Origin of the sequence: Streptomyces sp. NPDC004539 (genome assembly GCF_040610055.1) — a bacterium.
Taxonomy (GTDB): Bacteria; Actinomycetota; Actinomycetes; order Streptomycetales; family Streptomycetaceae; genus Streptomyces.
This window is the reverse complement of the sequence record NZ_JBEXLS010000019.1, coordinates 183,384-206,049: the sequence shown is the minus strand read 5'-3', so window position 1 is coordinate 206,049 and position 22,666 is coordinate 183,384. Positions and strand designations below refer to the sequence as shown.

The following is a 22,666-nucleotide window of genomic DNA, read 5'->3' as shown; positions in this document are numbered from 1 at the left end:
CAGACGTTGACGTCGCGGCAAGGTCAAGGGTGGTCATGGGGGGTCCCCCTTCCGGAGCCGTCCGGTACTCCGAACCAGCGCTCCAAGGCGGCCTCCAGCGGTTCCCCGGCCGCCGTCCCCTTCGTGTCCGCCGCCCACGCCGTGAACCCGTCGGGCCGGACCAGCAGGGCCGCGAGGCCGGGGCGGTCGGGGCAGGTGGTGGTGACGACGGTGATCCGGTCGCCGTGGCCCTCCGCGCGGGCGCGCAGCTTCGGGTCGTCGGTGAGGTCGAGGAGGAGGCCGCGCGCGTCGTGCAGACGGTCGGCGAGGCGGGTGCCGTCGGCCAGCTCCAGGTCGGGGGCGCTCGTGCCGACCAGGGGGTGGTCGCCGGGGAGGTCGTACCGCTGCCAGATGCCGGAGATCTTCTTGACCAGGTACGTCGTGCCGTCCGTGGTGCGGGTGAGGTCGGTGAAGACCTCGCGCAGGGCTCGCGCGTGGGACTCCGGGCGCATCAGGGCGATCTGTGCGCGCGTCCAGTCCAGGACCCAGGCTCCGATCGGGTGCCGTTCCGCCGTGTACGAGTCGAGGAGGGCTGGCGGGGCCCAGCCGCGTACGACCGCCGCGAGCTTCCAGCCGAGGTTCACCGCGTCCCCGATGCCGAGGTTGAGGCCCTGGCCGCCGAAGGGGGAGTGGACGTGCGCCGCGTCGCCCGCGAGGATGACGCGGCCCTTGCGGTAGTCGCTCGCCTGGCGGCAGTTGTCGGTGAACCGGGTCACCGTACGCACCTTCTCCACCGTCACCTCGACACCGGTCACCCGGCGGATGGCGCCCTGGAGTTCCTCGGCCGTGATCGGCGCCGTGCGGTCGGCCGGGGGGCCGTCGAACTCGACCGTGAGAATCCGGCCCGGCATCGGGCCGTGCGCGTACGTACCCGTCGCCGTCGTGTTCCAGCCGGTGGCCAGGGTCTCCGTGCCCGTCATGTCGGCCACCGCCTGGTAGCCCGTGATCTCCGGGGGTGTGCCGGGGAAGTCGAAACCGGCGAGTTTGCGGACCGTGCTGCGCCCGCCGTCGCAGCCGACGAGCCAGCCGGCGCGGACGGTACGGGACTCGCCGGTGGCCGTCTGCGTCAGGCGGACCGACACCCCTTCGTCGTCCCCGCCCTCCTCGAACCCCGTCACCTCCACCCCTCTGCGCACCTCGGCTCCCAGCTCCCGCGCCCGCTCGGCCAGGACGCGTTCCAGCTCGGCCTGCGGGATCAGCCCGACCTCCTCCGCGCGGCCGGTGTCCGCCCAGGCGGGGTCGGTGAGGTCGAAGTGGGCGGCGTCGAGGGGGATGCCCGCGAAGTGACCGGCGAATCTGGGCGGCGGGACCAGATCCTCGCCCCGCTCCTCGCGGAAGCGCCGGAAGCCGGCCATCGCCCGCTCCTGGACCGCGGCGAGCGTGGGGAGGAAGCCGCGTCGGTACAGGGCCACGGCGGAGGGGGAGTTGACCGACATCGCCTTGATCGTCTCGTCCACCTCCTCCAGGCGCTCCGCGACCAGGACCGCCACGCCCCCGAGCCGTAGCTCGCAGGCCAGCAGCAGGCCGGTCGGACCGGCTCCGGCGATCACCACCTCGAAATCCGTCATGCCAACACTGTAGCCACTAAAAGTTTGTTTCCGCTATAGTTTTTTGCATGGAATCCAAGAATCCCGCCGAGGACGGGCGGACGAGGCTGGAGCGGACGGTCGAACTGTCCCTGCGCGAGCGGAAGAAGCGAGCGACGCGGCAGCGGATCTCCGACGTGGCGACGGGCCTGTTCGTGGCCCGCGGCTTCGACGAGGTGACGGTCGCGGAGGTGGCCCGCGCCGCCGACGTCTCGGCGATGACGGTCTTCAACTACTTCCCGCGCAAGGAGGACCTCTTCCTCGACCGCATCCCCGAAGCGGTGGAGACCTTCACCGAGGCCGTCCGCCACCGCGCCCCGGACCGCACCCCCCTCGCGGCCCTGCACGACCTGGCCGTGTCGCTCCTGGAGGCCCACCACCCCCTCTCCGCCGTGGACGACGACTTCCCCTCCTTCTGGCAGGTCGTCGTCGACTCCCCGGCCCTGCGCGCCCGCGCGCGCGAAGGCGTCGAGGAACTGGAGACGGCCCTGGCCGCGACCCTCGCCGAGACCGCCCCCGAATACCCCGACCCCCGCCTCGCCGCCGCCCTCACGATCGCCGCGTACCGCACGGTCTACGTCGCCTCCGCGCGGCGCCTCATGGCCGGCGAACCCGCCTCCGCCGTGACCGACGACCACCGCGCGCGCCTGACCAGCGCGTTCACGGCGCTGGAAGCGGCCCTGGGGGCCGTCACAGAGGCGCACCCGGAGACAGTCCCGGGGGCAGACCTGGAGAGCTGACCGGTACAGATCAGGAACCACCACCCGGAATACGAGAACGCGACCCAGGAGTTGCCGCAGCAGAGAACGGGGGCGTCACATGGGTGAGCGAGCGACATGGACCAGAGCACGGCTCGGTGACGGCGGTCCACAACTCGACCTGCTGACCGCGCGGTTCGAGAAACACGTCTACGCGCCGCACGCGCACGAGGAGTTCACGGTCGGGGTGTGCGTCGGCGGCTCCGAGGTGATCGCCTACCGGGGCGGGCACATCCGCACCGGGCCCGGGACGATCGTCGTACTGGCCCCCGGGGAGACGCACACCGGGGGACCGGGCAATGCCACCGACGGCTACGCCTACCGGGCCGTCTACGCCGAACCGGGCCTCCTCAGGGAGGGCACTCTCGGCGGCGTACCGCACTTCCGGGAGCCGCTGATCCACGACCCGGAGCTCGCCGAGGCCCTGCGCCGCACGCATGTCACCCTCAGCGCCCACCCGGACCCGCTGGAGACCGAGTCCACCGTCCCCTGGCTGCTCACGGCCCTGGCCCGCCGCCACTCCACCGCCCGCCCGACGGACGACCGCCTCCCCGGAGCCGCGGCGCTCGCCCGCGCGGTCCGCGACCGGCTCGCCGACGAACTCCTGGAACCCCCGGCCCTGTCCACACTCGCCGCCGACCTGGGGCTGTCCCGGTATCAGTTGCTACGAGCATTCCGTACGACGATGGGGCTGCCGCCGTACGCCTGGCTCGCCCAGCACCGGGTGCACCGCGCGCGGGGGCTGCTGGACGCCGGGCTGCGCCCCGCCGAGGCCGCCGCCCTCGTCGGGTTCGCGGACCAGGCGCACCTCACGCGCTGGTTCCGGCGCGTCCTCGGGGTCACCCCGGCGGCGTACCGCAACAGCGTTCAAGACGGCGGCGGGGGAGGGGGCTGAGACTCGGTCCATGACTGCACGCGGCTGGTTCCTGTTCTCCCTGATGGGAGTGGTCTGGGGCATCCCCTATCTGATGATCAAGGTGGCGGTGGAGGACCTCTCCCCGACCATGGTGGTGTTCACGCGCTGTGCCCTCGGCGCGGCCCTCCTGCTGCCCTTCGCGCTCCGGCAGGGCGGCCTCCCGCGTGTGGTGCGCGCCCACTGGCTGCCGATGCTGGCGTTCGCGTGCATCGAGATCGTCGGCCCCTGGTTCACCCTCACCGACGCCGAGCGCCATCTCTCCAGCTCGACGGCGGGCCTGCTGATCGCGGGCGTCCCGATCGTCGGCGTCGTCCTCGCCCGCTTCTTCGGGGACGCGGAACAGCTCGGGATACGGCGGGTCGCCGGCCTCGCGCTGGGCCTGGCCGGCGTCGGCGTCCTCACCGTCCCGCATCTGACCGGCGGGGACGCGCGCTCGCTCGCGGAGGTGCTGGTGACGGTCGTCGGCTACGCGACGGCGCCCCTGATCGCCGCCCGCCACCTCAAGGACGTCCCGTCCCTCCACCTCACCGCCGCCTGCCTCGCCTTCGCCGCCCTCGTCTACGCGCCCTTCGCGGCGGCGACCTGGCCCTCCGAGATGCCCTCGGCGACCGTCCTCGCCTCCCTCGCGGGGCTCGGCGTGATCTGCACGGCGATCGCGTTCGTCGCGTTCCTGGAGCTGATCAAGGAGGTCGGGCCGACGCGGTCCACGGTCATCACGTACGTCAACCCGGCGGTCGCGGTGGCGGCGGGGGCGCTCTTCCTCGACGAGAAGCTGACGGTGGGGGTCGGGGTGGCGTTCACGCTGATCCTGGCGGGCTCGGTCCTGGCGACGGCCTCCGGCGGGGGCTCGGGCTCGGGTGCGGATGAAGGCGCGGGCGTGGGCGTAGGCACGGGCGTGGGCTCGGACCTGGAATCCGGCCCCTCGGACTCTCCGGGACCGAAGCGCGACGCACGCCCGGTAACATGGTCGACACGGCAGACGAGCCGGGCGGACGGCCGCGTGGACTCCCCCTAGGGGAGCCCCCGAGGAACGTCCGGGCTCCACAGGGCAGGGTGATGGCTAACGGCCACCCGGGGTGACCCGCGGGACAGTGCCACAGAAAACAGACCGCCCGGCGCTTCGGCGCCGGGTAAGGGTGAAACGGTGGTGTAAGAGACCACCAGTGCCCAGGGTGACCTGGGCAGCTAGGTAAACCCCACCCGGAGCAAGGTCAAAAGGAGCCGCCGCTTCGAAAGAGGCGCGGCTCTGCGCGGACGTTCGAGGGCTGCCCGCCCGAGTCCGCGGGTAGACCGCACGAGGCCGACGGCAACGTCGGCCCTAGATGGATGGCCGTCGCCCCGGGGCCCGCGAGGACCCCGAGGAAACAGAACCCGGCGTACGGCCCGGCTCGTCTGCCTTCAGGCTTCTGCCTCGGCCTCATGGCCTGATCGGCACCCGACCCGCCTTCAAGGCCACCCCGCTTCCGCACTGACCCCGCAGACCGGCGGGCAATATGGGCGGCGAAGCCCCTGGTAGAAGGGACCGGAGGGGATTGAGGAGTCGGTGGTGGTGCAGCGTTGGGATGACGTGGGGCTGGCGCGGCTGCGGGGCGGGCTGGTTCGGGAGATGCTCCGGTTCACGGCGGTGCCGCTGGGTGGGGGGCCCGTGGTGCGGGGTGTTGTGCCTGTTCCGGGGCGGGGAGGGGTGGGGCGGGTTGTTGTTTGGGACGGTCGGGACATCGGGACTTCGGTGGCGTACGACCTGCCGTTGCTGGACCGGCAGGGGGACCATCGTCCGCCGTTCGTGTTGGTGGCGGTGCTGCGCCGGGCTGTGCGGCAGATGTTCGGCGACCTGGGGGCAGTGGAGGGGCGGGACGGGCACGGCATTCCCGTTGTGCCCTTGGACGTCGGTGAGCCGGTGTTCGATCTCACCGACGCCCTCCAGGCCGCAGCCGCCGGGATCGTCCCGTCGGGAGGTGGTGAACGTGGCGAGGAGCTGGGGCTGTCGGGGTTTCTCCTGCTCGACCGGGACAGTGCGCGTCTGTACGTCGCCGGCGAAGGGCTGACCGGTGTGGTCGGTCTGGATGTGTCCCTGAGCGACGGGGAGGGGGCCGTGAGCGTGGGCGTCACCGGCCTGGCCGCCGCCCTGCCCTCGCTCGTCGCCGACGACCAGCTCCGGTACAACCCCTCGGACGCCGTGGACCCGTACTGCTCACAGGTCTTCGACCTGACGCACTGGTAGCCGCTCGGGCACGGACATCGCCCCGCGCGGCGAACTCATGGCCGGTGTGCCGTGTAACAGGTGGCCGGGGTTTTCGAGGGTGGGGTCACGCAGGCGCTGATGTCGGGGCCGGGGCCGAGCAGGGCGGCCAGGCCCGTGTAGATGAAGGGGTCTGTGTCGGGGGCGTGGGTGACGGTGACGTGTTGGGTGGGCTGGCCGGGGACGGTGAAGGTGAGGGTGGTGCCCGCGGGGGCGTTCCAGACGCGGGCCCAGGCGGCTCGGCAGAGGGGGTTGTAGCGGATCTCCAGGCCGATTCCGGTGGGGGTTTGGGTGTGGAGGAGGGTTTTGGGGGTGAGGCCGCAGAGTACGGGGCCCGGGTCTTTGCCGTTGCAGGCGGTGCCTGTGCAGCCGACGGGGGAGGCCGGGGAGTCGTGGGAGTGGGACTGGGTCGCCCCGGTGAGGAGGGCGGTGGCGGACAGGGCCAGTGCGGTGGTGAAGGCGGCTATGCCCGCGGTGATTCGGTTGCGGCGTACGGGTGTTGGAGCCGTGGGGGAGTTCTCCGGAGTGGAGTGCTCCCGCTCGGGGGTGTTCGCCGCCGCCGGAACCGTGCAGGTGGCCGTCCGCCGGCTCCACGCGGTCTCCGCCAGCTCCCACAACGCCCTTGCCTGCGGCTCCGGTTCGCCTGTCAGCCGGGACAGTGACTGGACGGCGGCCCAGGGGGGTACGGAGCGTCCGGTCAGCCAGCGCTGCCAGGAGGACCTGCTGTACGAGGACTCCGCGGCCAGCGTCGACAGGGTGAGGCGGTGGCGGTCGCGGAGGGTGCGGAGGTGGGCGGCGAGGCGCTCGCACTCCGGTGGTGTCCCGGTCATCCGCGCAACGCCGCCCACGTGTGCGGCCCGACCTGGCCGTCGACGTCGAGGTGGTACCGCTTCTGCGCGGCGATGACCGCGGACTCCGTCAGCGGACCGAAGTTGCCGTCCACGCCGCCCGGGGAGATGCCGGCGTGCTGGAGCAGGCACTGGAGTTCGGCGACCTCCGGGCCCGACATGTCGACTTCGAGCAGGTCGGTGCTGGTGGCGCTCTCCCCGGCGTACCAGGCGCCGGCCTTGCGGACGAACTGGCAGGCGTAGTCGATGGGTTGGGCGACGGTCGTCGCGTGGGGGGAGTCGTCTGCCGTGCCGCTGTCGATCGCCGCCGTCACGGCCGTGGCGATCGCCGCTCCCGTCAAGGCGGCTGCGGCGGCGGTGAGATACAGGCGGCGGCGCGTCACCGGTCCTCGTGCCGAGGGTAGTTCGAGGCCGTGCGGGGCGGATGCGCCCGACTCCGCAGGGGCGTTCGAGGGGGCGACCGGACGTGTGTCGGAGGAGGTGTTGTCCGAAGGCGCGGCTGCGGGGGAGGACGGGGGAGAGGCCGTCAGGGCGACCGCAAGGGGCGCCGCGAGTGCGCCGGCCCCCTCCCTGTCCGCAAGGGGCGCCGCGAGTGCGCCAGCCTCCTCCCCGTCCGCACGCCCCTCGGCCCCAAACCCCTCCCCCGTACGCCCCCCGCCCGCACGCCCCTCCCCTCGCCCCCGCCCCCACCGATCCCCCGCAGCCCCCCGCAACGCCGACAACCGCGCCCCGTCGACCCCCGAGACCCCCGCCACCCCCGCGAGCGCCTCCACCGCCGCCGGGGGCGGCAGCAGGCGGGCGTTCAGGTACCGCTCCCAGGAGGACACGCTGTAACCGGTCCGCGTGGCGAGCCGGTTCAGGCTCAGCCCGCTGTTGTCCTTCAGCTGACGCAACTGCCCGACGAACTCGACCACGACAGGGTCGAGTTCCCCGGGCAGTTCCTTCCACCGTGCCATCCCCGCCTCATCCCTTCACAGGACGTTCCCCATGGTCCGGCCGTCGAGCGTAGCCGGGGACGGCGACAGGGTGCTGATATGGGCCGTTACTTGCCCAGATACGCGTTCCAGATCGACACGCTCGACACGTTCCCCTTCTTGTCCGTGATCGTGTACCTGAAGGAGACCGCCTTGCCGCGCGCGGGGTTCTTGTACGTGATCTTCCCCTTGACGACCGAGACCTTGGTCCACTTCTTGCCGTCGTAGGAGACGGACACGGCAAGGGACTTGAGGTTCTTCCCGGCGGCGGAGCCGAGGACGGTCACCGGGACGGTGACCTTGCGGCCGGCGGGCGCGAGGCCCGCGAGGTCGGTCGGCGCGGGGATGCGCAGCGCCGAGGACGGCAGCCGGGCACCCTGCGGCGCGGACTTGGAGGAGAAGGTCCAGGACGCGTCGATCCGGGTGGAGGTCGGGAAGAGAGAGGCCGGCCGGGTCACCGAAGTGGTCAGCCGGTACGACGCGTTGGCCGCCGGGACCGTGAACGCCTTCAGCCCCAGCAGTGGGTCGTCGTGGGAGCCGACCTTCTTGCCGTTGCGGTAGAGCGTGGTCGTGGCCGAGCCGTAGAGGGACGTGCCCGCGTGGCCGGCTCCGTCGGCGAACAGCGGCAGCGAGCCGTAGATCTCGTTCCCCTGGCGGGAGATGCCGAAGTCGCCGCCGTTCACGCGCGGAGCCGCGACCGGGGTGTTGAAGGTCTCGGCGTACGTCTTGCCCGCGGCGTAGGCGCGGCTGTCGTCGACGGCGTACTCGGCCTCGATGACCGGGTCCCCCGCCGCGTCGGGCTTCGGGGCGAACTGGCCGTAGAAGAGGGTCCAGCGGGCCCCCTCGCCGGTGGAGAGGTACAACGTGCGTGTGCCGGGGAGGCGTTGGGGCTGCGGGCTGTTCGTGCCGAAGCCGTCGGAGGCCAGTTCACCGAAGAGGCCCACCGCGCCCGTCCGGTTCTTCGACGAACTGCCCAGCCCCGCGCGGACGGTGGCGAGTTCGGTTGCCTTGTAGTGCTTGGTGAGCGCGCCGACCCGGGTCACCTTCCGCGAGGTGAGGATGTCGTACTCGGCGCCCGCGCCCTTCTGCCACTGTCCGAACCAGGTCTGCGAGAGCCCGCTCGCCACCGCCGGACCGACGTGCGCCATACGGAGGTTGGCGAGCGAGGAGACGTCCATGCCGACGTCGGCGAACCCGGCGTCGTAGGCGTAGGACACGCTCCCCTGGACCTGCTTCGCGGTCTTGTCGGGGACGGTGATGTCGGACGCCTTCGTCTTCGTCAGGTCGAGCGTGACGGCGGTGTCCTTGCTGACGTCGAGCACCGGCTGGACGACCCAGTCGACGCCGCCCGCCTCGGAGGTGAGGCTCTTCGCGCTCAGCGAGTCCAGCAGGTACTTGCCCTTGCGGACCCTCAACTTGACGGTGTTCGCGGTCGATTGGGACGCGTACTCGCGCGCGTCACCCAGCCCGGAGTACCCGGAGAGCGAGGTGAGGTGGACCGGCGACTGCCCGGCCCGGTTCACGTAGGTGACGGTGACGTCGTACGACTGGACCTCGCGCAGCACGCTCAGTGTCGAACGGACGTTCTGGCCACCGCCGTTCGCGACGACGTTGCCCGACCAGGTGCCGTCGAGGGTGCCGCCGAGCCGGGTGTCGAGCGTGACGTCGACCGAGGCCGAGCCGCCCGCCGGGACGGTCACCTCGGAGGCGCCCAGGGTGAGGAAACCGGCAGGAGCGGTACGGGAGTTCGGGCCGACGGCCGACCCCGTCAGCTTCAACACCACGTCCGCGGCACCGGAGTTGCGGTACGTGAGCTTCCTGGTGACCGGGGTGTCGTCGGTGTGCGGCCACTGCTGGACGCCGAAGTTCAGCGCCGGGGTGTCGGCCAGGACCGTCTGCTTCGCGGCCAGGTCGACGGCGATCCGGCCGCTGCCCTGCTGGTTCGGGGTCAGGCCCGCCCCGGGCTTCGCCGAACCCATCAGCGCGGACTTGAGATCCGCCCAACTCCAGTCCGGGTGCTGCTGCTTGAGGAGTGCGGCGGCGCCCGCGACATGCGGGGTCGCCATCGACGTACCCGAGATCGTCAGGTACCCGGCGGGGCTCTCGCCGACCTCGCGGGCGATGGCGCTGCCGGGGGCCGAGGCGGCGGTGATGTCCACGCCGGGGGCCGTCACGTCGGGCTTGACCGAGCCGTCGGCCGTCGGGCCCCGGCTGGAGAACTTCGCGAGCTTGTCGGCGCCGTCGACCGCGCCGACGGTGAGGGCGTTGGCCGCGCTGCCCGGGGAGCCGACGGTCTCCTCGCCGTCCTCGCCCTCGTTGCCCGCGGCGATCGCGAACAGGATGTTCTTCTGCTCCGAGAGCCGGTTCACGGCCTCTTCGAGCGGGTCGACGTCCGGGGTGTCCGTGCCGCCGAGGCTGAGGTTGACGATGTCGGCGCCCTGCGCGGCGGCCCACTCCATGCCGGCCAGGATGCCGGACTCGTATCCCGAGCCGTCGTCCCCAAGTACCTTGCCGTTGAGGATCGTTGCGCCCGGGGCGACGCCCTTGTACTTGCCGTTCGACTTCGCGCCGGTGCCCGCCGCCGTCGACGCGACATGCGTGCCGTGGCCCTGGCGGTCGCGGGCGTCGGGGGAGGGGGAGAAGTTCTTGGACGCCGAGACCTGGCCCTTCAGGTCCGGGTGGGTGGCGTCGACTCCCGTGTCCAGTACGGCGATCTTCACGCCCTTGCCGGTGTAGCCGGACGCCCACACCGCCGGTGCGCCGATCTGCGGGACCGACTTGTCGAGGCTCGCCGTGCGCACGCCGTCCAGCCAGACGTTGGCGACACCCTTGGTGGTACGGTTCCCGTCGGTCACCGCGTCCCAGAGCTTCCCCGGCTCCTGACGGTCCGTCAACACGGCTTCCGCGTCGAGGGACTTGAGGCTGCGCCGTACGGTCGCGGCGTCGCGGACGTCCGCCCGTGCCGTCGGGGCCTTGCCCTGGTAGGAGACGATGACGTTCAGCCCGCCGCGCTGGGCCGGCTTGCTCAACTCCGCGATGTCGAAGAGCCGTCGGTCCACCTTCCCGGCGGCGATCATCGCGGCGGCGTCGGCCGGGACGACCAGGGTGCGCCCCTTGATCTCACGTATCTGGAACGGCACCCCCTCCCGCCCCTCGGCCCGCTCCACCGCGCGCACCCGTCCCTCGCCGTCCACGACGACCCGGTCCCCGGTGATCAGCGTGACCCGCTTCTCCCCACCGAACCCGAGGGAGCCACCGGAACTGCCGGAGCCACCGGACACCGCCGAGCCGCCCGCGTTCGACGCCGCCTGGGACGGCGTCCCCAACGCCACCCCCGTCAACGCCGTCACCGACACCAGTGCGAGACTGGCTCTTCCCCACTGCCGAGACTGCCGAGGCAAAGTACCCCCCAAGGTCCGCCTACGAATATCCATTCGGATCGCAAGAGTGCCAGGTGGTGACGAGGGTTCCCCGGGCGGGGTGTTTTCTTCAAGGGACGGCAAAGAGCCATCACGGGATGCTTGACCTCTTTTTCTACGAGTCTGCTCAGTCGCCATTGGTGTGAGGCCACTCTTTTCCGGCGAAGGTTAAGAAAACGCAGTGGGGCGGCCAAGAACAGGCATAGTCTGTGCCACACGTTGCGCGTGGGCTGGGGAGGCCCGCGATGTGATGGAGGTGCCATGGGTGGGGAACATCCAAGAAACGACGAGGTACCGGAACCGTACGGCGAAGATGCGCTGTTGACTCCGGCGATGCTGGCGGAAGGTGGTGCCGTTCCTGTAGAGGAGCGGCAGCGGCTGCTGCGGTATCTGGAAGCGGTCGTCGCGGCGCGGGCTGCGCCTGTACACGTGGCGGTCGCCTTCAACGCCGTGTACTTCGGGTACGACCTCGACGGCGAGGGGTACGGGCGCAGCCCGCTGCGGCTGGACGACTTCCCTGTGGTGGAACTTGGGGAGCGGGCACCGGCGTTGCCTGTGGGAGCCATGGTTCGGGTCGTCACCGGAGCCGATCCGCTGTACGCGGAGATCGTGTACAAGGAGGGCGCTCATCCGGACGTGAGCGGGACGGGGGACGTACCGGGGTGGGTGTCCGGGGCGCCGGCCGGCGCGGAGGGGCCCGGCAAGGAGGGGACGACCGCGCGCAGGCGGGAGCTGCTGGTACCAGATCCGCATGCCTTCGGCTCCGGACTCAGTCTGACGGCCGCTCAGTTACAGCGGTTACGCAGCCATCGGCGGTGGCTCAACGAGGACGGGCACATCGTCGTCGACGCCTGCTATCCGTCACCGGAGACCGCCCGGAGCGACGACCTGTCCGGCTACACGGACTACTTGCTGACCGCCGCGCGGGCGCAACTCCTGAGCCCCGTGGTGCCTGTGTCCGTGGCCGACCTTGCGGGCGGCACTCAGGACGAAGTGCTCCGCCCCGCCCTGCTCACGCTTCTGCGTATGGTGCGTGACGTTCTCCACTCCAGCGACCTGCTCCATATGTGGGGTCCGTACGCCATGACCGAGAAGGCGCTCACCGCCCGGCAGCGGGATTCCGGAGCGTTGGGCGGGGACGACCTGAAGTCGCTAGCGGCCGCACTGCGCCGTGCGGCCGCTCCAGGCCACCGCCGCCACGGACGCACCACCCCGGCCACGGTCTACACGGCGGTCGGGCCCAGGCTGCGGATGGTGCCGGGCGCCGGAGAGCTGATCGGCGGGGTGCGGTACGCGTCGGCGGTGTGCCACGCGAACATGGTGCTCGCCGACATGATTCGCCAGGACAGCAGAGAGGGCCTGTTCGCCAACGGCACCAGGGTCGCTCTCGACGACGCCTTCGAGAGCGGGGGCGTCTGGCGTTCCCACCAGACCAGCGACGTGGAAGGCATGGGGGACCCCCTGTCCCCGATCGGTCACGGATGGGCGTCCACCGTCCAGGGGGTGTCCTTCCCCGTCGACCTTCCGCTGGCCGACGACGCTGTGCTCGGGCCGAGTGAGCTGCTGCGCAGCGACGCCGGAGAGATCGTGTGGCGGGTGCCGCTGCGGCTGGCTCACCTGATCGACGGCTGTCTGCCGCTGCATCCGGTCGCCGCCGAGGAACTGAGCTCGGTGTTCGGGCCGAGTGCTGTGATCGCCCTCGTACTCGATCACGGGGCTGAGGTGACCGAGCAGACCGTCCTCGCCGAGCTCGGCGACAACGCCGGTCGGCTGACCGGAGTCGACTGGCCTCCCGATTTCTTCCCAGGTCTGATTCTCCACCTCCACTGGCCGCGCGGCAGCCGACGCCTACGGCTGGTCACGACGAGCCTGGGTCACTGGTTGCAGGTCGGCGACAGAGTCATCGGGCACACCTATGACCCCGGAGTCCTCACCAGAGAGGACGCACCCGGCAGCGATCGCCACGGCGACAGTGCCGTCGGACTCACCTCTCGCGAGTTGGTGCTGCGTACCGTACGGCGGTGCGGACTGCTCACAGTCGACGGTCATGCCGTGCTCGACCGTGTCGGTCTGCCCTTCGCCGCGTACGGTCGTCGACCGGCGCCGGCACAGTCCTCCGCACTGGAGAAGGCGGTGCTGGACCTGCTCGCCGAACTGCTTCTGGAATCGGAGACCGGCAGCCGGGACGCCGCCGGTCAGCCACACTTCCCCGCACGCACCGGACAACGGACGATCCCGCTCGTCGCCTATCGCCCGGCAGTCCTCCGCGTCCCTCGTCCCTGGGGTGACGACCTGGGGCCCGGAACCGGACGGGTGATGAGTTTCCAGCATGTCCCCGGCCATCTGCGCCGGCTGCTGCCGGGCCGCCTGGCCAGCCAGACACAGCGCGACGCCTTCCGTGACCACTGCCGCAGGCTCGGCAAGGCGGACGGCTGGGAGCTGCCCGAGGGATACACGTTCGTCACCCAGCACACCCGCGGCCACTGAGCCCGACGAGCGCCCCCACCACTCGTACGACCTCCTGTACGACCGAACGGAGAATGCGCGTATGCACGACCCCTACCACGTCATCGCGGAGCCACCGCTGTCCCCGCATGGCGTGTCGACCGGAGAGCTGGAGGCCCTGGCCTCAGCGCTCAACGCACTTCAGGCGCCGGTCGCCGCAGTCCTCGACGACCTGACGGTCCCCATGGTGGAACGAGCCTTCGACTCTCTCCCGTACAAGGAACGGCAGGAACTGCTGGATCGCCTGGGCATCCGGATGACGGCTCCGCGTCGTGCCGCTGGCGCCGCGCTGTGCAGGGACGTTCTCGTACGTCTGCGACGTGACGCGCGGCAGCGCGAATGCCGCCACGGTCTGGTCAGACTCACGCGGATCGTGATGAACGAGATGGGCGCGGTCGCCTTCAGGGATGATGACGATTCCCTGCTCACCCGATGGCACGGTCCCCTGCTCCGTGCAACGGTGCTCGCCTGGGTCAACGCCTCCGTCGCGGACGCCCACATCGTCTCCTGGGCGGGTGAACAGGAGTGGTTCGCGTGGGACACGGCGGGACTCGACGATGTACTCGTGGCCGCACGGGCCGTGTCGGGGGCGAACCCCGGGTTCGGGTCCGACACCTTCGACACGGAACAGACGAAGACCGAGGACGCGGCGGGTGTCGTGGACATGGCCGGTATGGACCCGGAGCAGGCGTGCCAAGCGCTGAAGTCCAGCCTCGCCGCTGCGGGGCGCGCGGCCCGGCGGGTGGTCGAAGCGGTGGACGACGGACGCCCACCGCAGGACGACGACCTCGCCCCGTTGACCGGGCTGAAGGCGGTGTTCGGCGGTGTCCACGCTGTGTTCACCAGGGACGGCATCAAGGAACAGCCTCTTCGCCTGGAGGAGTTGACGCGGGCCGCGAGCGCTCGTCGGGAGTCCCTCGTGGCGAGGGAGACGCTGCTGTGTCTGTCGTCCCTGCGCTGCCGTCCGGACACCTCAGTGGCCTCGGCTGCCGAAGCTGTGCGTACCGTCGCCGTACGACTGCTCGCCACAGCGGAGTGGGGAGAGACGGAACTGCGGGAGAGCGCCGCGCTGGCCGCGCTGGCCGCACTCGCCCGGCTCGGTCAGCGGCCCGAAGCCGCCGAGGAGCGGCTTGCTCTCCAGAAGCAGGTGGTCAGCGCTCTGCCCGAGTGCGCGATGGCCGCGGTGATGGCACACGAACTGACACTTCCTGACGCCGGCGACATGGAAGGCACCTCCGCACCGGACGTGCCTGTGTCCGGTGCGGCTCACTCCTCGGCCCCCGCGGATTCCGCGGCCGCGACGACTGTTCCTGCGGTGCTCACCGCTCGCATACCGGAACCGGACCCCACCGAGGCCCCGGAACCGGTCGGCTCCGCGGCCACCGAGGCGCCGAGCGCCGTGCCCCAGCAGCTGAGGGACGAGCCCGAGAGCCGGGCCTCCGCGTCCGCCCCGAAGAAGAAGCCGAAAGCCGACGAGCACACCCCGGCAGACGCGTCCGGTCCGTCGGCGGACACCGGCGAGCCCGGCCCCGAGGACAACCCCGCACGGTCGGTCAAGTCCACCTCAGCCGAAAAGTCCACCGAGTCCGGCGACCTCTCGTCGGCCGATGACCTCGCCGAAACCCCCACCGCCGCAGCCAGGGCCTCGACCCGGCGAACGCTCGACCGTTTGATCGCGGAACGCCGCTTCGGGCTCGCGCAGCACATCGCGAGGGCCGCGCAGCACTCGGAGGCTCGGGTCACGGCCTTGCGGCTGGCGGGCGCGGCGGCGGGACTCGTCTCCGGAGCCGGTCAGCAGGCGCGGACGGTCGTCGATCTCGTCCAGCAACAGAGCGCGCATGAGGGCCACGACGTCGAGGGCAACGAACTCGTCCTGCTGCCGGCGTTGTTGAGGGTCGCTCTGGTCACCGGCGACCACACGGCGGGCGCCCAGTTGAAGGCGTTGGTGCCCCGGCTCCCGGACGCGCTGGGAGATGTGGCGACGGCCGTGGCGGACCGTGCGCTCAGCGGTGCCCTCATGATCGCTTCCCCGCTGAACGTCATCGCCGACGCTTCCGAGACCGAGGCCCGGATGAGGGACCTCAGGGCACAGTGCACCGGCCTTCTCACGCCGCAGAGGCTGCGGTTCAACCGGGCGACCGCCATCGCCAAGCGGTGGCTGGTCCCCGAGGACGGACTGCTCGGCGTGCTGCTCACGGCCGTCGCCCAGGACGACCGTGAAATGCTGCCGGACGTCCGGCAGCAGGCGGACCGGCTGTCGGGGCTCCCCGAGGTCAACGTGGAGATCGACCGCATGGACCAGAAGTACCGCGGGCCCAGCGGGAAGCCTCTCCAGGGTGCCGGCCGCCAGGACTTGGTGCACCTCGTCGAGCGAGTCGTCATCCAGGTCAAGGAGTGGTGTCAGGCGGTCGACGAAGTCCGCAGGGGCGAACGTTCGGACGTCGACCGGGTCGCCAAGGAGATCTCGTCCCTGAGGAAGTCGCTGCTGGCCCAACGGGACGCCGTACTGGGCGAACTCGAGCGGATGGCGCAGCGGCCCGACGCGGTGGCGGCCGGCAGCGCGATGGGGGAGCTCTTCGACCTGCTCTCCGGAGCCAAGGGACTCGCCCGGACCGGAAGCAAGGTCGATCCGGACACCACGCTCGACGTGGAGCTGCTGAAGGTGTGTGACACGACCCAGGAACGACCCGCTCTCGACCTCCTCCTGACGGCGGTCGACCGGAGCTGGGCGGACGCCTTGGACGAGCGGCTGGAGCACGACGCGTTCACGGCCGCCCGCGTGATCGTCGAGCTCGGTGCCCGGGGCGAACTTCCCGGACCGAACCAGGATTTGACGCGGACGTCGGCCGAGATCGACCGGCTGGAGAACGACCGGCGTACGGCGCTGCGGGTCAGGCATGACGAACTTGTCGCGGAACTACGCCGGGCCCAGGCCGACAGCGCGGTGACGGACGACCAGGACCTGCGGTTGCAGGAACTGCTGGACGTGGTCCGTGCCCGACTCGACGACGCGGGTCCCACCGACCTGCTCGACGTCCGGCGGGAGCTGGACACGGTGCGTGACAGTCTGCCCGAACACCGGCGGGAGGCGACCGACCGCATCCGGGCCCGGCTCGACGCCCTCGGACTCGACCACGGCAAACGCGCCCAGGTTCTGCGCCACTTGGACGCCGGTCAGCTGGCGACCGCCGCCGACCTCGTCTACTTCCTGGAGATCGGCGAGGACGTCCCGGAGATCGAGGCCGGCGAGTGCCATCTGACCGAGTTCTTCCCGGCCGTGCCCGACGGTCTGCCCACGGGGATCGACGAGGAACTCGTGGCGCTGGTCCGCTCCGGCGGGCGGCACCCCACCCTCGGCGTTCTCGACTACGGGCACCTCTCCAGCGACGAGGCGGCCCTCGCGGCGGACGCGATGGACGAGTGGCGGAAGGTGGGAGCGGCCGAGCGTAAGGACCGCAACAACGCCCCCGTGCGGCAACAGGTGCTGGCTGCCCTGAAGTTGCTGGGGTATGACGCCAAGAACGCGCTGCTCCAGGGGAACTTGTCCCCGGACCGGCGTGAGTACCACTTCTACGACGCGACCGAAGTGGAGGTCAACGGGCGGGCCAAGAGCCCGGCGTTCGGTTCGCAGATCAAGGAACAGGGGGGCACCCTTCGGGTGCTGGTGCTCTGGGGACGTCCGCCCATCGAGGTCGTCAGGAGCCGCGCGTCCAAGGACCCCAGTGGGGCTGCCCTGCTGGTCGTCCACTTCGGTGTCCTCGGGCGGGAGGCCCGCGCGGAACTCGCCGCCCGCTCCGACGGCCTCCAGCCGCTCATGGTCGTCGACGACGCGGCCCTGGCCTACCTCGTGGCCCGCGGCAACCGGCAGGCCGGTACGACCACGCAGATCCTGCTGCCCTTCTCCGGTATCAACCCGTACATCAGCGAGAAGCGTGGCCAGATCGGTGCGGAGATGTTCTACGGCCGGGACGCCGAACGCCGGAGCGTTCTCGATCCACGCGGCACCCAGGTCATCTTCGGCGGGCGCGGCCTCGGCAAGTCGGCGCTGCTCAGCGACGCCGGCGAGCGTTTCAAGGAGCAGCGTCCGGATTACCACCAGTCGGTCTACGTCAACCTGGACCACGAGAACATCGGCAAGGCCGTCGCGCTCGGCCCCGAGGCGTTCTGGAGCGTGCTGAACCGGGTGCTGACGCAGGCCCAGGTGCTCGCGGACAAGCCGAAAGGCCGCAAACAGCAGAAGGACTCCACGCAGACGCAGGTACGGGACGGGATCAAAGCCTGGCTCGACGAGGACTCCCGGCGCGGACTGCTGATCCTCCTCGACGAGTGCGACCAGTTCTTCGAGGCGGATGCCCCACGCTTCGAACAGACGAAACTGCTGAAGGGGCTCGGCTCCGACAACAAGGACCGGGCCAAGGTCGTCTTCGCGGGCCTTCACTCGGTGCAGCGATTCTCCAAGCTCGCGAGCAACGGGCCGTTCGGGCACCTCGCGCAGACGCCTACGGTGATCGGCCCGCTGGCCCCACAGCACGCGGCCGATCTGCTTGTCGAACCGATGCGGGCGCTCGGCTTCGAGTTCGCCAGCGTGGATCTGGTCAACCGGGTGCTGGGCCACTGCTCGTACCAGCCGTTCCTGCTCCAGATGTTCGGTCACAGGCTGGTCGAGGTGATGCACCGCAAGCGGCGGCGCGGTGCCGAGGCACCTCCGTATGCCGTGGAGGCCGTCGACGTCGAGGTCGTGGAGTCGGACACCGCGCTCAAGGAGCGTATCTCGGTGGCCTTCAACGACACGCTGGCACTCGACCACCGGTACGACGTGATCGCCAACGTCCTCGCCTACCAGGCCCACCACCACGGCTTGGAGACCAGGCTCAGTGACGCCGAGCTGCGTGAGGAGTGCGAGACCTACTGGCGTGCGGGCTTCCAGCAGCTCGACACCGAGGGCTTCCGCGCGTATCTCTCGGAGATGGTCGGCCTCGGAGTGCTGGCCCCCAACAACGACGGTCAGGGCTGGCATCTGCGCGGTCCCAACGCGCTGCGAATGATCGGTACTTCGCACAAGGTCGACGACCGTCTGATGAGAGCCGAACAGGACTGCGAGCTGAAGGAGAGCCTCGTCCTGGCAAGCCGCCCCGAGTTGTCCGACGGCCGTCCCGCCCCCCTGACCGTCGCCCAGCTCGACGACCTCCTCGGGCAGCGCGCCAACCAGACGCGGGTTGTTCTCGGCACGCCCGCCACCGGGATCGCCGAGGTGAGCCACACCCTGCACACGGTTGCGGGACGTATCGACGGCTGGGTGTTGCCTCCGGTGGGCAGGCTCGCGGCCTTCAAACAGGCGCTCACGGGCGGGAACCCCGGCGAGCGTCGTGTGGTCATCGACGATCTGGCCTGGCACGAGAACAGCAAGGTCGGCAAGGAACCCGTCAAGCAGGAAGCCTGCCGATTGGCTGTCGACCTGGCCGAGGCCCAACTTCCCGACACCCCTGGTGTGAGCCGCGCTGTGGTGATTGTGACGGACGCGGCCCAACTCGCCCTGTGGCGGAGCCTGCTCATGGGGGAGGAGCGCACCTCGGCTGCACCGGTCGTTCTGCGTCGCCACGACCGCCGCGGTCTGCGCGACTGGGCCGGACGCCAGTGGACGGAGGCGTTCAGCACCGATGACCGGCTCTACGACCGTACGGGCGGTTGGCCGTTCCTCGTCGACCACGCCCACCGTCTGTACGCCGAACTCGGCGACGCCGAGGAAGTGTTGCGACGCCTCGCCGACCTTCTCACGGACCGCTCGTGGGCCCGTGAGTTCGTCCGGGCGACGGATGTCCTCTCCGACCCCGGCCTCGCGGCCGGCTATCACGCGGTCGACTCGGGCATCGGCGACGAACCGGCCGACACCGAGGGTGTGTTGACCGCCCTTGTCTGTCAGACGGACGACGAGGAAGAGGCTCGCTGGATCTTCGCGTGTCTCGATGCCCTACAGGTGTTCGACCGGCAGGAAGGGCAGTTGCGGCTGGAGCCGATGCTTCGGCAGTGCATCCGGTTGAGCGTCTGACGAACGAGGTGATGGGCCCGGCACGTTGCCGGGCCCATCACCTCGCAGGGTGGTGTCACTCGCAGAGGTACGCGTTTCCTGCGACGGTGCTGCGATCACGGACGACGAACGCCTCGGCGGAAGCGTCGCGATCAGCACGATCATCCAGACACGCAGACCGGCAGAGTCTCGGATCGCTGGAGACACGGCCCGGTTGGATCATCCTGGCTTTGTGGATCTCGGAGATCGCGTCGCGGGGACGGAGCGGCTCTCCCTCGATGAAGCCTGCCGAACGGCTTACGCCCGTGGGCCGGGAAGAATGATCGGGTCCGGAACTGTGGCAAGCGCCCCGGACCCGATCGGCATGTCAGCGAGGCTCGACCGCCGGACGTTCCTCAGTCGATCGCGACGGGGCTGGGATCTCCCCGCCCCGCTGCTCCACAGGCTCGTCGTCGAGAGGCTCGGGAGCCGTCTCGATGCCCGGCGCAGCAGCCGTGTCAGGGTCCGCGTCGGTCGCGGAGTCGCCTTCTCCCTCTCCGTCCTCGCCGACCGTCGGGAGTACGTACTCCTGAGCCAGCCCGGCCAGATGCAGTGGCAACGGCAGGCTCAGCGCGTCCGGTAGATCCGGTGCCTGCCTGAGCTGGTGCACGGCCAGAGCGAGAGCCTCCGGCACATCGCCGTCTGACACATGGCATCCCAGGACGGCCAATTCGACCAGGCCCGGGTTCCAGGCCGCCTTGTCGGTGTCGATGGTCACGTTGCCCTTGGTGTTGACACGCGGTGCCAGCTTGTCGGCGGCCACGGACAGCTTGAAGGTGCGAGCCTTCGGAGTCGTGGACCAGAACACCCGGGCCGACTCCGGATTCTCCTCCGGATTCGTCCACAGATGAGCGGCCAGACCGTTGGCCCCGTCCGGGTTCACCGCCCACCACTGAGCGGTCTCTCGGTCACGTGCCGTACGCACCCTGACCAGACGCAGGTCAGGGTCGAGCCGACGGGCGGGGGCGTGGCCGTCACGCAGCTTGTCCACCACCACATTGCCGTCCTGGAGCCATGTCCAGTGCGAGCGCATGTTCTGCCCGTGTGCCAGCAACAGGGTCGGTGTGCCGCGCAGTGTACGGCGGACTCGCTGGAGCCACTCCTCAGTTGCCTGTCGCTGTTCCTTCATGTCCGTCCACCAGGAGGGCCGCGGGGCCCGGACCTCGCCGTCCCGCGGCGCGGGCACCGGGCCCGAGGGGACTTCTGACTGTTTCGTCAGCCGCAACAGCATCACCGGGTATGGGACCCATTCGCGTTCCGCGTCGTCCCAGCCCTTCACCCGGGCAAGCCCCTCGCCGGACGGCACCGGCGTGACCAGCACCGCGACCGGTACGTGCCCGGCCCACCGGGTGCGACTGCGCCGGTTCCTGCGCACCATCCAGACCGCCGCGTACCGCATGTTCTCGGGCAGCCGGTCGCCCAGACTGTGTTCGGGGTGGACACGTACGCCCAGTTGCCGCAGTCCGTCGTCCCAGGCCTTGGCCGCGCGGAACTCCTTGTTCTTCTCGCTGTTGTAGCCCTTGGCCTTCTTGGGGACGGCCAGGAACTGGGTCAGTACCCCGGCGTCCGCGAAGCCCAGCCGCAGCGCGAACTTCGCGTCGTGGTCGGCGGACGTGAAGTCCTTCGCCCGGTCGATCTCCACCAGCGCGAGTGTGGGGACGGACGAGGAGAAGCCCTTTTCCGTCAGGAAGACGGCCGTTTCCCGGCGACGCGTCCAGAGCGCCGCAGTGACCGCCTCCCGAGAGTGCCGTGTGCCTTCAGACAGGGCCAGGTCGTGGCCGAGGGAGCGTGTCAGCCTGTGGCAGCGCAGGCGCACGGTGAGTTCCGGGGACTGCCACTCCAGGGACACTGTGCCGTCGTACGCCTCCGGAGCGGCCGGCCTGTTGCCGTCGCCCTTGAGGCCCAGGTGTGCGGTCAGCGTGCCGATCGCTGTGTCCCTCATCTCGGGCGTCTGCCACAGCAACAGGGCTTCCAGCACAGGCAGTTCACCCTGCGGCTGGAGAGGAAGCAGGTCGCGCAGGGCGAGCGCCGTACCGCCTCGGCGGGCCTCGGCACGTGAATGCTCCTCCTCCGTCTTTGCCGGCTCCTTCGAGGACTCCCGGCGCGGATTGGCCGGGGTGCTGGCGGCCAGCCTCGTACGCACCAGCGCGGGCACCGGCCTCAGCTCTCCGGGGAGAGCCTGGAGGGCCCACTCGACGATCCTCGACCGCTGATCCGTCATCAGACCGGCGCCGACCTCGTGCGAGCCCATTGCCGTGCTGTGGACGACGGCCGCCCGCATGCCGCTCGTCAGCCAGCCCTCCGGGTCGGCCAGGACGGCATCGGCGTCAGGGAACGACTCGGTGAGAGACATGCCGCGCAGCATTCCGGCGGGGCCACCACCGACCCAGTCGTACCCGCCCTTGCTCCACCCGAGCCGGGCCACTGCGAACCGGTCGCTCGCCGGAGCCCCCGGCAGCCACGGCACCCGGGGGCGTAGCAGCACGCTGGTCCGGCGGCCGAAGGGCAGATACAGCCGCTCGGTCTTGGCGCTCACCCGGGTCGCATAGCGGCGGATGTGGCTGTGCACGTGGAAGCGTGGAAGCGGGTCGAAGGGCACGGTCTGGAGCGTGATGTTGAGGACGACGGAATAGAACGACCGTGAATCGCGGTCCCCCGGGTGTTCCAGCGCCTGGGACACGAGCTCGGCGCCCCTGTCGAGCGGGCCGCGCGGCATGGCCCGGAACCGGAGTCGGCCGGTCCCGTGGTCGTAGGGGTCCAGAGCGAGAATCCGGCGTGCCAGCCAGTCCGTGGTCAGTTGGAACTGACGCGGTTCCGGCGCGGCCGTACCGCCGGCGGTGGGCCCTTCCCGGCGCAGCAGTTCCACCGTCACACCCTCCTGCCACCCAGGAGGGTTCTCCAGCAGCGCGGACCGGGTCTCGGTGAGCAGCGAACGATGCTCGGGTTCGGGGCGCAGGTCTTTCAGCCAGGCGCCCAACAAGCCCTTCAACGCCATGTCGGGCAGTGGATCAGGGACGTCCTCCGGTGCGTACAGCCAGAAGTCCGTGCAGTCACCCCGGTGCCGGTTGGGGCGGGGCCGGACCAGAACGTCGGGTGCGAGAGCCTGGACGACCTGGTCCATGCGGAACGTGGGAACGGTCTGCAGCGGTTTCTCGCGGCCCGCGTTGCACAGGGCCAGCAGCGCACCGGTCCATTCCTCGGGGAAAGGCAGTGCGCGGTACCGCTCGACGAAGGAGGCATCCGCCGAGACGGGGACGGCGGCAGCGGTGCGGATGGAAGTGTAGGGGCGTGCCATGACTGGGCCTTTCCGCAGGCGAG

10 protein-coding genes, 1 other RNA gene and 1 pseudogene are annotated in these 22,666 nt (G+C 70.6%); 7 read left to right on the top strand and 5 right to left on the bottom strand.

From position 1 onward, the window contains the following. Positions 1–23: 23 nt before the first annotated feature. Positions 24–1,607, bottom strand: a complete 1,584-nt coding sequence (locus ABZX85_RS33375) for an FAD-dependent monooxygenase (protein ID WP_355876991.1) — start codon at positions 1,605–1,607, stop codon at positions 24–26. A gap of 47 nt (positions 1,608–1,654) precedes the next feature. Here ABZX85_RS33375 and ABZX85_RS33370 point away from each other — a divergent pair, with 47 nt between their 5' ends. The 5 genes and pseudogenes from ABZX85_RS33370 (at position 1,655) to ABZX85_RS33350 (ending at position 5,520) form a co-directional block, all read left to right on the top strand. After that, entirely contained in the window at positions 1,655–2,365 is a 711-nt protein-coding gene (locus ABZX85_RS33370; protein ID WP_355876988.1) for a TetR/AcrR family transcriptional regulator, read from the top strand. A gap of 79 nt (positions 2,366–2,444) precedes the next feature. Beyond that, positions 2,445–3,278: an AraC family transcriptional regulator gene (locus ABZX85_RS33365; protein ID WP_355876985.1), complete on the top strand. Its 834-nt coding sequence runs from the start codon at positions 2,445–2,447 to the stop codon at positions 3,276–3,278. Between the two features lie 10 nt (positions 3,279–3,288). After that, positions 3,289–4,137 (top strand): annotated as a pseudogene (locus tag ABZX85_RS33360) (EamA family transporter); the annotation flags it as partial. Positions 4,138–4,279: 142 nt separating this feature from the next. Next, an RNA gene (rnpB, locus tag ABZX85_RS33355) (RNase P RNA component class A) lies at positions 4,280–4,694 on the top strand. Positions 4,695–4,848: 154 nt separating this feature from the next. Then, positions 4,849–5,520, top strand: a complete 672-nt coding sequence (locus ABZX85_RS33350; protein WP_355876982.1) for a hypothetical protein — start codon at positions 4,849–4,851, stop codon at positions 5,518–5,520. A gap of 35 nt (positions 5,521–5,555) precedes the next feature. On the opposite strand, the gene ABZX85_RS33345 is transcribed toward ABZX85_RS33350, so the two are convergent. The 3 genes from ABZX85_RS33345 to ABZX85_RS33335 all read right to left on the bottom strand — a co-directional run bounded on the left by ABZX85_RS33345 (position 5,556) and on the right by ABZX85_RS33335 (position 10,710). After that, on the bottom strand, positions 5,556–6,368 hold the full coding sequence (locus ABZX85_RS33345) for a DUF2690 domain-containing protein (RefSeq protein ID WP_355876979.1): 813 nt from the start codon (positions 6,366–6,368) through the stop codon (positions 5,556–5,558). Further along, entirely contained in the window at positions 6,365–7,342 is a 978-nt protein-coding gene (locus tag ABZX85_RS33340; protein ID WP_355876976.1) for a peptidoglycan-binding protein, read from the bottom strand. Before ABZX85_RS33340 ends, ABZX85_RS33345 begins: the two co-directional genes overlap by 4 nt. An 86-nt stretch (positions 7,343–7,428) precedes the next feature. Then, positions 7,429–10,710 (bottom strand): S8 family serine peptidase, encoded by a 3,282-nt coding sequence (locus ABZX85_RS33335; RefSeq protein WP_355876973.1) that lies wholly within the window; start codon positions 10,708–10,710, stop codon positions 7,429–7,431. A 402-nt stretch (positions 10,711–11,112) separates the two neighbouring features. Between ABZX85_RS33335 and ABZX85_RS33330 the strand changes: the two genes are divergently transcribed. After that, positions 11,113–13,266 carry a hypothetical protein gene (locus ABZX85_RS33330; RefSeq protein ID WP_355876970.1) on the top strand — a complete coding sequence of 718 codons (2,154 nt, stop codon included), beginning with the start codon at positions 11,113–11,115 and terminating at the stop codon, positions 13,264–13,266. Positions 13,267–13,327: 61 nt separating this feature from the next. Next, positions 13,328–19,330 (top strand): hypothetical protein, encoded by a 6,003-nt coding sequence (locus ABZX85_RS33325; RefSeq protein ID WP_355876967.1) that lies wholly within the window; start codon positions 13,328–13,330, stop codon positions 19,328–19,330. Between the two features lie 346 nt (positions 19,331–19,676). Here the strand turns inward: ABZX85_RS33325 and ABZX85_RS33320 are convergent, their stop codons facing one another. Further along, the gene (locus tag ABZX85_RS33320) at positions 19,677–22,643 is read right to left on the bottom strand and encodes a DUF3962 domain-containing protein (RefSeq protein ID WP_355876964.1); all 2,967 of its coding nucleotides are present in this window, start codon (positions 22,641–22,643) and stop codon (positions 19,677–19,679) included. Positions 22,644–22,666 lie beyond the last annotated feature (23 nt).